At 71.2% G+C, this 14,540-nt stretch carries 13 protein-coding genes; 4 read left to right on the top strand and 9 right to left on the bottom strand.

Translation table 11 applies throughout. The features are described 5' to 3' along the window. Positions 1-488 precede the first annotated feature (488 nt). The 7 genes from ABTY20_RS24275 to ABTY20_RS24245 all read right to left on the bottom strand — a co-directional run bounded on the left by ABTY20_RS24275 (position 489) and on the right by ABTY20_RS24245 (position 6,563). A complete protein-coding gene (locus tag ABTY20_RS24275; RefSeq protein ID WP_351999148.1) occupies positions 489-2,174 on the bottom strand; it encodes a ribonuclease J in 1,686 nt (561 codons plus the stop codon). 195 nt (positions 2,175-2,369) lie between these two features. Then, positions 2,370-2,678, bottom strand: a complete 309-nt coding sequence (locus ABTY20_RS24270) for an SCO5918 family protein (RefSeq protein WP_351999147.1) — start codon at positions 2,676-2,678, stop codon at positions 2,370-2,372. A 49-nt stretch (positions 2,679-2,727) separates the two neighbouring features. Then, positions 2,728-3,132 carry a CBS domain-containing protein gene (locus tag ABTY20_RS24265; protein WP_502991876.1) on the bottom strand — a complete coding sequence of 135 codons (405 nt, stop codon included), beginning with the start codon at positions 3,130-3,132 and terminating at the stop codon, positions 2,728-2,730. A gap of 354 nt (positions 3,133-3,486) precedes the next feature. Then, a complete protein-coding gene (locus ABTY20_RS24260) occupies positions 3,487-3,690 on the bottom strand; it encodes a cold-shock protein (RefSeq protein WP_351999146.1) in 204 nt (67 codons plus the stop codon). Positions 3,691-4,206: 516 nt separating this feature from the next. Beyond that, entirely contained in the window at positions 4,207-4,836 is a 630-nt protein-coding gene (locus ABTY20_RS24255) for a TetR/AcrR family transcriptional regulator (protein WP_351999145.1), read from the bottom strand. Between the two features lie 142 nt (positions 4,837-4,978). After that, positions 4,979-6,370: an amidase gene (locus tag ABTY20_RS24250; protein WP_351999144.1), complete on the bottom strand. Its 1,392-nt coding sequence runs from the start codon at positions 6,368-6,370 to the stop codon at positions 4,979-4,981. Next, positions 6,357-6,563, bottom strand: a complete 207-nt coding sequence (locus ABTY20_RS24245; RefSeq protein WP_351999143.1) for a hypothetical protein — start codon at positions 6,561-6,563, stop codon at positions 6,357-6,359. The genes ABTY20_RS24250 and ABTY20_RS24245 overlap by 14 nt, the downstream gene beginning before the upstream one ends. Before the next feature lie 148 nt (positions 6,564-6,711). Between ABTY20_RS24245 and ABTY20_RS24240 the strand changes: the two genes are divergently transcribed. Beyond that, a complete protein-coding gene (locus ABTY20_RS24240) occupies positions 6,712-8,037 on the top strand; it encodes an MFS transporter (protein ID WP_351999142.1) in 1,326 nt (441 codons plus the stop codon). Between the two features lie 11 nt (positions 8,038-8,048). Next, positions 8,049-8,984 carry an MBL fold metallo-hydrolase gene (locus ABTY20_RS24235; protein ID WP_351999141.1) on the top strand — a complete coding sequence of 312 codons (936 nt, stop codon included), beginning with the start codon at positions 8,049-8,051 and terminating at the stop codon, positions 8,982-8,984. A 160-nt stretch (positions 8,985-9,144) separates the two neighbouring features. On the opposite strand, the gene ABTY20_RS24230 is transcribed toward ABTY20_RS24235, so the two are convergent. Next, positions 9,145-10,473 carry a class I SAM-dependent RNA methyltransferase gene (locus tag ABTY20_RS24230; protein ID WP_351999140.1) on the bottom strand — a complete coding sequence of 443 codons (1,329 nt, stop codon included), beginning with the start codon at positions 10,471-10,473 and terminating at the stop codon, positions 9,145-9,147. 67 nt (positions 10,474-10,540) lie between these two features. Further along, on the bottom strand, positions 10,541-12,586 hold the full coding sequence (locus ABTY20_RS24225; protein ID WP_351999139.1) for an APC family permease: 2,046 nt from the start codon (positions 12,584-12,586) through the stop codon (positions 10,541-10,543). Positions 12,587-13,040: 454 nt separating this feature from the next. Here ABTY20_RS24225 and ABTY20_RS24220 point away from each other — a divergent pair, with 454 nt between their 5' ends. Both ABTY20_RS24220 and ABTY20_RS24215 read left to right on the top strand, forming a co-directional pair. Then, positions 13,041-13,712, top strand: a complete 672-nt coding sequence (locus ABTY20_RS24220; protein ID WP_351999138.1) for a potassium channel family protein — start codon at positions 13,041-13,043, stop codon at positions 13,710-13,712. Further along, positions 13,712-14,380 carry a potassium channel family protein gene (locus ABTY20_RS24215; RefSeq protein ID WP_351999137.1) on the top strand — a complete coding sequence of 223 codons (669 nt, stop codon included), beginning with the start codon at positions 13,712-13,714 and terminating at the stop codon, positions 14,378-14,380. Before ABTY20_RS24220 ends, ABTY20_RS24215 begins: the two co-directional genes overlap by 1 nt. Positions 14,381-14,540 lie beyond the last annotated feature (160 nt).

Genomic DNA, 14,540 nt, shown 5'->3' with positions numbered 1-14,540 from the left:
GCTGCCCGCGGCCTTGCATGGAACACGGCGGGGTCGTCCGCCGTCGTGCCGCAACGACCGGCCGCCGTCCCCGGCCACGTGACGCGAGGGGAACGACGGCTTCCTGCCGTTCGGTGGCCACAGTTTTCGTAGAACGCCATGGCCCTGTCAACACTTTCGACCGCCTTTCGGAAACATTCCCTTCATCGAAGGAGGCCTTGGCGAGTACGTCGTCGCTGATCAACCCACCTCTTGCACGAACCGGCGCGAGGGACGGAACGAGATGGGGAGGAGGGCCAACGCAAGCGCGTGCGCGGCGTTCGAAACTTTCGGACGGGCGTGGAGCCTCGAGTCCGTCGGCCTCACCCCGACGGACGCCTCGGCTCCCCGGCTGCGGGCGGCGCCCCGGGACGAGCGAGCGCCCCCCGTCACCGGCTTCGACGAGCCCAGCCGTCCGTGAGGTACCGGCCCGCGCCCCGGATGACGTCGCCCGCCCGCCGGGCTGTGGCTCAGGCGTCGATGACGACGGGGATGATGAGGGGCTTGCGGCGGTGGGTGCGGAACGCCCAGTTCGCCACGGCGCGGGCGATGAGCTGTTCGAGCTGGTGCGCGTCCCCGACGCCTTCCTCGGCCGCGGTGGCCAGGGTCTTCTCGATGACGGGGATGACCGGCCGGAAGGTGGCGTCGTCGTGGACGAAGCCGCGGGCCAGGAAGTCGGGGTCCTCGGCGAGGGTGCCGGTGTCCGCGTCGACGATCGCCACCACCGTGACGACGCCTTCCTCCGCGAGGGTGAGGCGGTCCTTGAGGGACGCTTCGGTGGCGCCGCCGACTTCCATGCCGTCCACGTAGACGTTGCCGGCGGGGACCTTGCCGGTGATGGACGCGCGCCCGTCGACGAGGTCGACGACGACGCCGTCCTCGGCGATGACGACCCGTTCGGGGGCGACGCCGGTACGGACGGCGAGGTCGCCGTTGGCCCGCAGGTGGCGCCACTCGCCGTGCACCGGCATGACGTTGCGGGGTTTGACGATGTTGTAGCAGTAGACGAGTTCGCCGGCGCTGGCGTGCCCGGAGACGTGCACCTTGGCGTTGCCCTTGTGGACCACGTGGGCACCCCACCGGGTGAGTCCGTTGATCACCCGGTAGATGGCGTTCTCGTTGCCGGGGATGAGGGAGCTGGCGAGCAGGACGGTGTCGCCCTCGCCGATGCGGATCATGTGGTCGCGGTTGGCCATCCGTGACAGCGCGGCCATCGGTTCGCCCTGGGAGCCGGTGCACACCAGAGCGACCTTGTGGTCCGGGAGCTTCTCCAGCTCCTTCGTGCTCACGACCAGACCGGAGGGGACCTTCAGATAGCCCAGGTCACGGGCGATGCCCATGTTGCGGACCATCGACCGGCCGACGAAGGCGACCTTGCGGCCGTGCTGGTGGGCGGCGTCCAGGACCTGCTGGATGCGGTGCACATGGCTGGCGAAGCTGGAGACGATGACCCGGCGCGGCGCGGTGCGCATCACCTGCTCGATCGCCGGGTTCAGCTCACGCTCGGAGGTGGTGAAGCCGGGCACCTCGGCGTTGGTGGAGTCGGTGAGGAACAGGTCCACGCCCTCCTCGCCGAGGCGGGCGAAGGCGCGCAGATCGGTGATGCGGTCGTCGAGGGGGAACTGGTCCATCTTGAAGTCGCCGGTGTGCAACACCATCCCGGCCCGGGTGCGGATCGCGACCGCGAGGCTGTCGGGGATGGAGTGGTTGACCGCCACGAACTCGCAGTCGAAGGGTCCGAAACCGCGCCGGTCGCCCTCCCGCACCCGCGTCGTGCGCGGGCGGATGCCGTGCTCCTTGAGCTTGGCCTCCAGGAACGCCAGCGTCAGCTTGGAGCCGACGACGGGGATGTCGCGCCGCTCGCGCAGCAGATAGGGCACACCGCCGATGTGGTCCTCGTGGCCGTGGGTGAGTACCACGGCCACGACGTCGTCCAGCCGGTCCCGGATCGAGGTGAAGTCCGGCAGGATCACATCCACACCGGGCTGCGTCTCCTCGGGGAACAACACGCCGCAGTCGACGATGAGCAGCTTGCCGGCGTGCTCGAAGACGGTCATATTGCGGCCGATCTCCCCCAGACCGCCCAGGGCGATGACCCGCAGCCCTCCCTCGGGAAGGGGCGGGGCGGCTTTCAGTTCGGGGTGCGGATGGCTCATGTCTTCACGGTACCCGCAGAGGGGACGGCATGATCCATCGCCTGTGCGATCCCTGCTTCCCCGCGGTCCGCGAACCCGCACCCGCTGCGCCGGGGCGATGGATGACGCAGGCGGCCGGAACGGGGAGCGAGGGCCCCACCGGCGCATGCCGGTGGGGCCCTCGCTGTTCTGTTCGGCTCCTGTTCGTCCCGTCGATCAGCCGGGCAGGGGGGTGCCGGGCATTGCGGAAGCGCGCTGCGACGGGCTGTCCACACGCGCGGGTGCGGCCCCGGGAAGGCCACGACAGGTGAAGCCGAGCCGGGACATGGCCCGCAGGACCTCGCCGGCGCTGAAATCGCGGCGGTCCTGGCGGGTGACGACCTCGCCGACCTGTTTGACGGGGTAGTGGCGTCGTCCGATGATCACGGACTCACCGGTGACCGGTTCGGGCTTGACGCCCTTCATCGATTCCAGCACGCCGCTCCTGGTCAGGTCGAACGGGAAGCGGGCGATGACACAGCGCATGATGCCTCACGGGGAGAAGGAGGAACGGAGCCGGCCGCCGTGAAGCGGTTCAGCGGGAGAGGGCGAGGACGCCCAGGACGTTGCCCTGTTCGTCGACCACGGGCAGGGCCCCGAGCCGACGGTGCCGCATCGCACGCTCGGCTTCGGCCCTCGTGGCCAGCGGTGAGGCGAAGGGAGCGATGACGTCGGCGACGTCACGCAGACGGATCCGGTCCGTGTAACCGGAGCCGTCACGAACGGCCGTGAGCCGGACCCGGGTGACCAGGCCGGTGCACAGACCGTCGTCGTCGCAGACGACCAGATGCCCCGTACGGGCGGCGGTCATCACGGACAGTGCCACCTCCACCGTCATGTCCTCCCAGACCTGCGGTCCGGCCGCCTCCATGGCGTCAGCCACCGTGCCGTGCACGTGGCGGGCCCTCTCCGGGCAAAAGTGCGTCTGGAGCAGCGTCAAAGGGTGCCTCCTGCGGAGATGGGCCGGTTCCCTGATCACGAAAAGGAATTCCCGCAGCGATGAGCAGCACGGGGAATTTCAGGAACGGGCCGGTGGAACGCGACAGCGCATCCGGCCGATGGAAATCCGTACGCGCGCGGGCGCTGGAATGAGTGACGCGCAGTGGACGCGGTGTTCGGACGTCCATCACGATGAAGCCATGACGGGGTGCGCACCCCTGAAGGATGCTTCGCATGCGGTGGGCACACGAGTTCCCCGGTCGCCGTCCGCAGGAGGAAAGGCTGCGGAAAAAGCAAGCAGCTGGGACCCGCACCCCAAAGGATGCGGGTCCCAGCTACGCAATGCGCGTCAGCGTCAGGCGGGAACGATGTTCTCGGCCGTCAGACCCTTCTGACCCTGCGCGATGTCGAAGGTCACCTTCTGGCCCTCGAGCAGCTCACGGAAGCCCTGGGCGGCGATGTTCGAGTAGTGGGCGAACACGTCGGCGCCGCCACCGTCCTGCTCGATGAAGCCGAAACCCTTTTCCGCGTTGAACCACTTCACGGTGCCAGCAGCCATGTCATTTCTCCTTCGGGGCAGTGCCTCGGGGTCCGCACTGTGCGGATCCCGCGTCGCCGCGATGATCACCCCGCCCGGAAAAAGACCGGATGCACAAAAGCGCTTCCAGCGGCACAGGAGCCGGGCCGGAGGCACTTGAAGTTTTCGGGAACCACAACTGCAACTGGGATCGACAGTAGCACGCCGCAGCGACCTGCGTGCGGGGAGAAATCCGAGTTCGCTTATCGCGGTAGAGAACCTGCCTGCATGTCCCGTTGAAATCTCAGCCCGCGAGCACAGATATTGATCCCGTCGGAGCGCAACGTTCTGGAAAACACGGGGCGCGCCGAACGGCGGGTGGGATCACATTCCCAGACCTGCGCACCGATCTCCAAACCGGTCGGAGCGTCGACCGGGCGTCACGCCCAAGGGCCACGTCCTGGTCGGTCATTGCCGGGGATTTCAGGACCCCTGCCAGTACAGCCGGCCGCTTGGCCTCCACGGCCCAGTGGCCGGACCGCCCGATGAGCGAAGTGGTCAGTTGTCGGGTTCCTTCTTCGAGCGCCGAGGGGCGGCGGCCCGGGTGGGGCGAGCGCCGGCCCCGCTCTGCTGGGCGTACACGGCGTTCGTCACGAGCTCGCGCGCGTACGCGGCGTCCAGTCGGCCAGGGCGGAAGAGGATGCGGTACATGATCGGCGCCACGACACGGTCGATCAGCAGTTCCGTCTCGGGCACCGGCTCCCCCCGCTGCACCGCACGGGCCAGCACGGCGTCGATCTGCTCTGCGGCATACGCCGAACACCGACCGGCATTGGTTCCGTCGGGGTCGCCGAGCAGGGCGTCCCGGATGTAGGCGCGCCCGGGCGGCGAGGCCATCTCGTCGAGGAACTGCTCCGCCCACGCGTCGAGATCGGCCCGCAGGCTTCCGAGATCGGCCGGATCCGTTTCCGGGCGGAGTCGTTCGACGGCCACGTCGGACAGGAGTTCCTGCAGGTCGCCCCAACGACGGTAGATCGTGGAGGGGGTCACACCCGCCCGAGCGGCCACCATCGGGACCGTGAGCGCGTCGCGGCCCACCTCCTCCATGAGTTCACGTACCGCCGCATGGACGGACTCCTGTACGCGTGCGCTGCGCCCGCCGGGGCGAACCATGGGCTTGGGACTCATGCGGCCCACCTTAATGCGATTTTGTTGCTTCTAGGCGGTGGCCGGCGTCGGCGACCCGCGGGGCTGCGCGGCCGGGCGCCCGAGCACGGCGGACGCCCCTGCAGCGACGCGACCGCACGCCGGCTGGAACGTCCGCCTTCCCTCAGGCCGCGAGGGGAGCAAGCCGCCCCGCGCCGGCCACCGACTCCTCGTAGACCCGGCCCACACGGAGCACCGTCGCGTCGTGGAAGGGGCGCGCCATCAGCTGCATGCCGATCGGCAGTCCGGCGCGGTCGTGACCGACCGGCAGGGTGAGGGCCGGGACGCCGGTGATGTTGGCCGGGGCACAGAGGCGGACGTAGCCGTCCGACACGGCCTCGGTCGTGCCGTCGGCCCACTCGACGGCTTCCTGCCCCGCCTCGGCGGCGGTCATCGGCACCGTCGGCGCGGCGAGGACGTCGATCCCGTCGAACATGCGGGCCCAGGCGTCCCGCATCATGGTGCGGGCCCGCTGGGCGCGGAGGTAGTCGCCCGCAGAGGTGAGTGCGCCGGCCTCCAGCAGGATGCGGACGTCCGCCGCGTACAGGTCGGGGGTGGCCCGCAGCGACCGCTCGTGGTAGGCGGTGGCCTCGGGAACCATCAGCCCCCACTGAACGGCCCGGATGTAACGCGCCATCGGGATCTCGACGTCGACGAGCTCCGCCCCCAGCTCCGCCAGCCGCTCGATCGCGTCGCGTACGGACTCCTCGACCTCGGGCGTGACCCGGTCGAAGTAGTGGTTCCGCGGTACGCCGACCTTCAGTCCTCGCAGGTCGCCTCCCGGGAAGCGGTCCGGCATCGGGCCGGACACGCTCGCCGGGTCGCGCGGGTCGTGGCCGGCGGTCGCCGACAGCACCAGCGCGACGTCCTGGACGGTGCGGGCGAGAGGGCCCACGTGGTCCAGGGACCAGGACAGCGAGGTCACGCCCGTGCGTGGGACCAGGCCGTAGGTCGGCTTGAGGCCCACCACGCCGTTCAGGGCCGCGGGGACCCGGATGGAACCGCCCGTGTCCGTACCCATGGCGAACGTCGCCCCGCCGGCGGCGACAGCCACCGCCGAGCCGCCGCTCGACCCGCCCGCAACCCGGCTGTGGTCCCAGGCGTTGTTCGTCTGCGGAGTGGTCAGGCCGTAGGCGAACTCGTGCGTGTGCGTCTTGCCCAGGAGGACGGCCCCGGCGGCGCCGAGCCGTTCGGCCACCCGGCTGTCGCGTTCCGCCACGTGCCCTGCCCGGACGCGCGAGCTCGCCGTGGTGGGCACCCCCTCCGCGTCGATCAGATCCTTGAGCGCCATGGGGATCCCGTGCAGCGGCCCGCGCGGTCCGCTTCGGGAGATCTCCCGTTCGGCGCGGACCGCCGCGGCCAGGGCCGCCTCGGCGGTGACGGTGACGTAGGCGCCCAGCCGTCCTTCGACGGCGGCAATGCGGGCGAGCACCGATTCGGTGAGTTCGACGGGGGACAGCTCCCGTGCGCGCACCGCACGGGAGGCTTCGGTCAGCGACAGCTCAAACGGTTGCATCGGCGCCCCCCTGTCCGGCTCGGTAGGAGGACGCGGGAGGGGTCTCGCCGAGATCGAGCTCGCGCAACGTGCTGATCACGGAGTGGATGTGGTTGGCCGTCATGGCCACTCCCTCGTGCCGGCCGTCCCCGAGGGGGAGCCCCGCCCGCAGCGCCCCTCGGGCTGCCTCTTGGGGGGTGAGTTCGCTGGTCATGGCTTCCTTCCGGATCTGTGCGGCGCGACGGGCCGGGGCAGGTACAGGGCCTCCGACCACCGCAAAAGCGAATCGTTTGCTTTAGTCGATCGTAGGGTCTACGGTGCCTTAAAGCAAACCAGTCGCTTTTAGCACGGGAAGGACTCGCATGCAGAGCGTCCCCGCGGGCCTCGCGCCTCCCCGCACCTCCCCATCCGGGCGCCTGCCGTTCGCACTGCACGCCTCGATCCTGATCGCGCTGCTCGCCGCGTCCAGCGCGCCGACCCCGCTGTACCCCCACTACCAGGCTCAGTGGCGGTTGTCGTCCCTCGACATCACCGTGGTCTTCAGCGCCTACGCCCTGGCGCTCCTGATCGCACTGCTGACGACCGGAACCCTTTCCGACCATGTCGGACGCCGCCCCGTGCTCCTGGGCGCGCTCGCGGTCCAGGTCGCCTCCATGGCACTGTTCGCGACGGCCGGCGGCCTGACCACCCTGATCGGCGCCCGCGTGCTGCAGGGCATCGCGACCGGCGCGGCGACCAGCGCAGCAGGTGCGGCCCTCCTCGACCTGGAAGATCCCGCCCGGCCGGGTCGCCCCGCTCTGGCCAACAGCATCGCGCCGGTGACGGGCATGGCCGCCGGCGTCCTGGCGGCCACCCTCGTGGTGCGCTTCGCCCCCGTTCCGGCGATCACGGTGTACGCGGCCCTGATCGCCGTGTTCGCCGCGCAGGCCGTCGCCCTCGTCCCGACGTCCGAGACCGTCCGCCGCCGTCCCGGGGCACTGCGCTCGACGCGGCCCCGCCTGGCGCTGCCGCCGGCGGCCGCCCACGCTCTCCTGCTCCACGGCGCCGGCGTCGTCGCCGTCTGGGCACTCGGCGGCTTCTACTCGTCCCTGGGACCGGGCCTCACACGGCTCGTCTCCCCCGGCGGACCCGCATACGCCGACGGCATGGTCTTCTTCACGCTGACGGCCGTCGCCGCCCCGACGGTGTACTTCACGCGCAGGATGCGTGCCGACGTCTGCGCTCTCCTCGGGAGCTGCGCGGTGATTCCGGCGGCCCTCCTGACCCTGGGTGCCCTCCGTCTCACCGACCCCGTACTCCTCTTCGCCGGGGCGGCGCTGGCCGGGTTCGGCTTCGGAGCCGTCTCCCAGGGTGCGCTGCGCGCGGTCGTCGGCTCGGTCCCGGCACGGGAGAAGGGCGGCACGCTCGCCTCCTACCACGTACTCAGCTACCTGGCGATGAGTCTGCCCGCCATCGGCGCCGGCGCCCTCACCGCCGGCTTCGGGCTGCGTGCGGCAGCACTGGCCCATGCCGGCTGCGTGGCCGTACTGGCGGCCGTCGCGGTCGCGACGCTGACCGCGACGCTGCGCAGTCGGCGCCGGACACCGTCCCCGGACGCCCGCTCCCGCCCGGCGACGAGCAACTGCACGTCCGCCTCACCCGACACACCCGCTCCGGACATCTCCGTCCTCACGACCCATGACAGGTAAGGAAGGTCGCCGTGTTCACCTCATCGCAAACGACCGAGTCCACCACTCCCCCCGCCCCTTCCTGGACGGTGGGCGACCACACCGTACGACGCATCGACGAAGTGGTCCTGCCCGCCGGGACCGGTCCGTGGCTGCTGCCCGGGGCAACCCCCGACCTCGTGAGCCGGACTCCCTGGCTGAGCCCCGAATTCGCCGACGAACAAGGCGTCCTGCGCCTGACGAGTCACAGCTTCGCCGTCGAGGTGGACGGCATGCGGGTGCTGGTGGACACCGGCATCGGAAACGGGAAGCGGCGCGCCAACCCCGCCTGGCACAACCTGAACAGCGACTACGAAGCACGGCTACGGGCGGCGGGCTTCGCGCCGGAGAGCGTCGACGTCGTGGTCCTGACCCACCTCCACGCCGACCACGTGGGGTGGAACACGCGTGCCGAGGGCGACGCCTGGGTGCCCACCTTCCCGAACGCGCGCTATCTCACCTCACGCACCGAGTGGGACTACTGGGCGGGTGTCGACATGGAGGAGGCGCGTCGGCAGATGTTCCGGGACTCGGTCCACCCCGTCCGGGAAGCAGGTCTGTTCGACCTCATCGATGTCGCGGACGGGGGCACGGACATCGCGCCGGGCATCCGTCTGCTGCCCACCCCCGGCCACACACCGGGGCAGGTGGCGGTGGAACTGCGCAGCCGTGGCGAGACCGCGCTGGTCACCGGCGACAGCATCCACCACCCGGTCCAGATGGCGCATCCGGAGCTCTGCAGCTGTGTGGACGTCGCTCCCGAACTCGCGGCCAGGACCCGGAACCAGGTGCTCGGCTCACTTGCCGGTACGTCGACTCTCCTGCTCGGGAGCCACTTCCCGCCGCCGACCGCCGGACACGTGCTGCGCGAGGACGGCGGGTACCGACTGGTCCCGGCTCCCTCAGGGATCACTCCCCTCGGCGGCTGAAGCGGATCGGAGCACCCGGGACGTGCCGCGCACCGGGTCGCACCGGGTCCGTGCGGGTGACGTCCTGGGCGTCCGCGATTCGAACAAGCAGTGGGTCTGCCCGGCCCGCTGTACGGAGGAGAACAGGTCGCGCGACCCACCTGGGCCGCGCAACCGCAGCTCAGACGCCCTTTGCTGCAGGCTCGAGAATCGCCACGCACTCCACGTGGTGCGTCATCGGGAACAGGTCGAACACCCGCAGTGTCCGCACCCGGTACCCCCCGTCCCGGAAGTACGCCAGGTCCCGGGCCAGCGCCGCCGGGTCGCAGGCGACGTACGCGATGCGGCGGGCGCCCAGGGACGACAGGTGCTCCACCGTCTTCCGGCCGGCGCCGGCCCGCGGCGGGTCGAGGACGACGAGGTCGACCTCGGTGATGCCGGTGCGGGGCAGGACGGACTCGACCTTGCCCTGTTCGACGCGGACGCGGGGGAAGTCCGCGAGGTTGTGGCGGGCGTCCTCCACCGCGCGCTTGCCGGACTCGATGCCGAGGACCGCGCCCGACTCGCCGACCCGGTCGGCCAGGGCGCCCGCGAACAGGCCGACGCCGCAGTACAGGTCGAGGGCCATGTCGCCCTTGCGGGGCAGCAGACCCTGCATGACGGCGGTGACCAGGGTGTCGGCGGCCTTCGGGTGGACCTGCCAGAAGCCGCCGCCCGCGACGCGGTGGGTGCGGCCGTCCGCGCGTTCGCGGACGAAGGGGCGGCCGTGGACCCGGTGGAGCTGCCCGGAGCGCTCGTCGACGCGCATGACCGAGACCGGGCGGTCGAGTTCGACCAGGGGGAGGCGGGCGCCCGGCTTGGGGGTCAGCACCACCTGGCGGTCCTGGGAGCCGGTCGCCGCGATCGCCTCGACGGAGTCCATGCCCGTCCAGGTCCGCTTCTCGATGCCCAGCTCGCTGACGCCCTCCGCGGCGATCATGCAGTGGTCGATCGGCTCCACCTCGTGCGAGCGGTGCCGGCGCAGTCCCGCGCGACCGTCGGCGGTGACGGCGTACTGCACGCGGGTGCGCCACGCGGGGACCTGGCCGGCCGGGACCTTGTCGCCCTCGGCGGGCACCACGGTGCCGTCCCAGCCGGCTTCCTCGGGGGTCAGTCCGGCCAGGCGCCAAAGCTGCTCGGCGACGACCTCGCCCTTCAGCCGGCGCTGGGCGCCCGGCTTGGCGTGCTGCCAGTCGCAGCCGCCGCAGCGGCCGGGGCCGGCGAAGGGACAGGGGGCGTCGATCCGGTCCTTGGAGGCCTCCAGCACCCGCACCGCGTCCGCGCGCAGGAAGCGGGCCCCCTCCTCGCCCTCCGTGACCTGCGCGACGACGCGTTCGCCGGGCAGGGCGTGCCGGACGAAGAGGACCTGGCCCTCGGAGGTGCGGGCGATGCAGTGGCCGCCGTGGGCGACGGGTCCGACCTCGACCTCGTACTCCTCCCCCACCAGTGATTTCCTCGGTTCTGCCTGCATGGCGGGGTGACTCCACAACATCGAGAGCGGACGGGCCCCTCGGGGCCCGGGACGACAGCCCACCAGTCTACGTGTGCGAGGAGGGACCCTTCGCCCGCTCCTTCGGTCCGCGGCGCACCGAGCCGGGGGCGGCCCACTCCTGCCGCTTGCGGGCGCGCCTCCTGGCGGCCTCGGAGGACTCCAGCTGGTACGGCACCGAGGTCACCATCACACCCGGCGTGAACAGCAGCCGGCCCTTGAGCCGCAGCGCGCTCTGGTTGTGCAGCAGGTGCTCGTACCAGTGGCCGACCACGTACTCGGGGATGATCACGGAGACCACGTCGCGCGGCGACTCCCTGCGCAGGCCCTTGACGTACTCGATCACCGGGCGGGTGACCTCCCGGTACGGCGAGTCGAGCACCTTGAGGGGGACGTCGATGCCGCGCCGTTCCCACTCCTCGCGCAGCGCCCTGGTCTCCTCGGGGTCCACGTTGACGCTGAGCGCCTCCAGGGTGTCGGAGCGCAGCAGCCTGGCGTAGGCGAGCGCGCGCAGCGTGGGGCGGTGGATCCTGGAGATCAGGACGACCGAGTGGACGCGGGAGGGCCGCACCGTGTCGTCGCCCGGCGTCTCGGGGGCGGCGATCTCCTCGGCGACGCGGTCGTAGTGCCTGCGGATCGCCGTCATCGTCGCGTAGAAGATGCACATGCCGAGCAGCGCGACCCAGGCGCCGTGGGTGAACTTGGTGACCAGGACGACGACCAGGACCAGGCCGGTGAAGAAGGCGCCGAAGGCGTTGATGGCCCGGGAGCGGACCATGGGGCGGCGCTTGGCCTGGTCCCGCTCGGTGGCCAGCAGCCGGTTCCAGTGGCGGACCATGCCGGTCTGGCTGAGCGTGAAGGAGACGAACACGCCGACGATGTAGAGCTGGATCAGCCGGGTGGAGTCGGCCTCGTAGATCCCCACCAGCAGTCCGGCGGCGCCGGCGAGCAGCAGGATGCCGTTGGAGAAGGCGAGGCGGTCGCCGCGGGTGTGCAGCTGGCGGGGCAGGTAGCGGTCCTGGGCGAGGATCGAGCCGAGCAGCGGGAAGCCGTTGTAGGCGGTGTTCGCGGCGAGGAACAGCACCAGCGCGGTGGCGGCGGCGAGGATCATGAACAGGACGCTGCCGTGGCCGAAGACGGCCTCGGCGACCTGGGAGATCACCGGGTCCTGGACGTAGTCCGCGCCGAGCGGGGCGCCGTCGTGGACCAGGTCCGTGGCGGGGTTCTCGGCCATGCGGACGTCGGTGGCGGAGGCCAGCGCGATGATGCCGCAGAACATGGTGACGGCGAGCAGGCCCATCAGGGCCAGGGTGGTGGCGGCGTTGCGCGACTTGGGCTTGCGGAAGGCCGGTACGCCGTTGGAGATCGCCTCGACGCCGGTGAGCGCGGCGCAGCCGGAGGAGAAGGCGCGCAGCAGCAGGAAGACCAGGGCGAAGCCGGCGAGGCCCGGGTGTTCGGGCTTGATCTCGTAGTCCGCGGTCGGCGCCCGCATCTCGTCGCCGAGCACGATCCCGCGGAACGCGCCCCAGGCGATCATGAGGCAGACGCCCATGACGAAGACGTAGGTGGGGATCGCGAAGAAGGTGCCCGACTCCTTCACCCCGCGCAGGTTCATCAGCGTCAGCAGCACGATCACGCCGATCGCGCAGGCCACCTTGTTCTCGACGACGAACGGGACCGCCGAGCCCAGGTTCTCGATCCCGGAGGAGATCGACACGGCGACGGTGAGGACGTAGTCGACGAGCAGGGCGCTGGCGACGGTCAGTCCGGCCCGGGGGCCGAGGTTGGTGGTGGCCACCTCGTAGTCGCCGCCGCCGCTCGGGTACTCGCGGACGTTCTGCCGGTAGGAGGCGACCACGGTGAACATCAGCACCACGACCGCGACGGCGATCCAGGGGCTGAAGTGGTACGCCGACAGGCCCGCGATCGACAGGACCAGCAGCACCTCGCCGGGGGCGTACGCCACGGAGGAGAGCGGGTCGGAGGCGAAGACGGGCAGTGCGACACGCTTCGGCAGGAGGGTCTCCCCCAGCCGGTCACTTCGGAGTGCGCGCCCGATGAGGATCCGTTTGGGCACGTCGGTCAATTTGGACACAGCAGTGGATCGTAAGCCTTCCGGCCGGGGGCCGCCCAACCACCACCCCATATCCATACGGCATCCATACGGCCCCGCTCCCCGGGTGGAATCACCGGAGGGCGGCGCGGATTCCGCAGGTCCCCGGAGTTCCGTGCCGGGACGACCGCCCCGGCCGTGGCCGTCACGCCCCGGGGCGGGCCCGGGGCCCGGCCGCGGGGACGCGGGGCGGCCGGGACGGCCGGTTCTCCCCTTGCCCCGGGCCTCGGTCGCGCCCGGGCGGTGCGGATACGTTGGACCCGGCGGGCGAACGCGGCGGCCTGACCCCGGAGGGCGTCGGGGCCGCGCTCCCCCGGCATGATGTTGCCCGGCGGCCCGCACGCAGGCCGCGATGTTTGCCTGGCGAGCCGAAAGAGAGACATGAGCACGAAGGTCATGAAGGCCGAACGGCCTGCAGGAAGCGCGGTGTGACGCGATGCATATCGTCATCATGGGCTGCGGAAGGGTGGGGTCGGACCTGGCCCAGGCCCTGGAGGAACAGGGACACACGGTCGCCGTGATCGACCAGGACCCCACCGCCTTCCGCCGGCTGGGCTCCTCGTTCGGCGGCCGCCGGGTCACCGGCGTCGGTTTCGACCAGGACACCCTGCGCGAGGCGGGCATCGAGGAGGCGGGCGCCTTCGCCGCCGTCTCCAGCGGCGACAACTCCAACATCATCGCCGCGCGGGTGGCCCGGGAGATGTTCGGCATCGAACACGTCGCCGCCCGCATCTACGACCCCCGTCGCGCGGAGGTCTACCAGCGCCTGGGCATCCCCACCGTGGCGACCGTGCGCTGGACGGCCGACCAGATGCTGCGCCGGCTGCTCCCCTCGGGCGCCGAGCCGCTGTGGCGCGACCCCACCGGCGGGGTCCAGCTCGCCGAGGTGCACACCTCCACGGCCTGGGTGGGGCACAGGATCAGCAGGCTGCAGGACGAGACCGGGGTGCGGGTGGCCTTCCTGACCCGGCTCGGCGAGGCGATCCTGCCCAGCTCGCAGACGGTGCTGCAGGAAGGGGACCTGGTGCACGTGATGATGCGCACCGATGAGATCGACCGGGTCGAGGCGGCGTTCGCCAAGGGTCCCGAAGAGGAGGGCGGGCACTGATGAGGGTCGCCATCGCCGGAGCCGGCGCCGTCGGCCGCTCGATCGCGGGCGAGCTGCTGGAGAACGGCCACGAGGTGCTGCTGATCGACAAGGCGCCGACCGCCATCTCGGTGGAGCGCGTGCCGCAGGCGGAGTGGCTGCTCGCCGACGCCTGCGAGATCACCTCGCTGGACGAGGCGGCGCTCCAGCGCTGCAACGTCGTCATCGCCGCGACCGGCGACGACAAGGTCAACCTGGTCGTCTCGCTGCTCGCCAAGACCGAGTACGGCGTTCCGCGGGTCGTCGCCCGGGTGAACAACCCGAAGAACGAGTGGCTGTTCAACGAGTCCTGGGGCGTGGACGTCGCCGTCTCCACCCCGCGTCTGATGTCGGCCCTGGTGGAGGAGGCGGTGAGCGTCGGCGACCTGGTCCGGCTGCTGCGCTTCAGCCACGGCGACGCCAACCTGGTGGAGCTGACCCTGCCGGAGGAGTCGGCGCTGGCCGGCACGCAGGTCGGGGACGTCCAGTGGCCGCAGGACACCTCGCTGGTCACCATCATCCGCGGCACGCGCGTGCTGACGCCGACCCGGGAGGACTCCCTGGAGGCCGGCGACGAGCTCCTCTTCGTGGCCGCCCAGGCCCGTGAGGAACAGCTGGAGGACCTGCTCTCCGTGCGCAAGGAGGCGTGAGAGGAGCGGGGGCGCCCGGAGAGGACTCCGGGCGCCCCCGCTTCCGTACGGACTAGGGCCTCTCCTTTGGATCATGTCGGCGTCGCGGGGCTTGGCACGCGCATCTGCCGCGTTGTCGTCAGTTGCCAACGCTCCGCGTTGGCGCCCTCCTCCGCCTTGC

This window comes from Streptomyces sp. NPDC126497 (assembly GCF_040302425.1).
Taxonomy (GTDB): Bacteria; Actinomycetota; Actinomycetes; order Streptomycetales; family Streptomycetaceae; genus Streptomyces.
The sequence above is the reverse complement of the archived record's forward strand: the minus strand, read 5'-3'. Positions and strand labels throughout refer to the sequence as shown.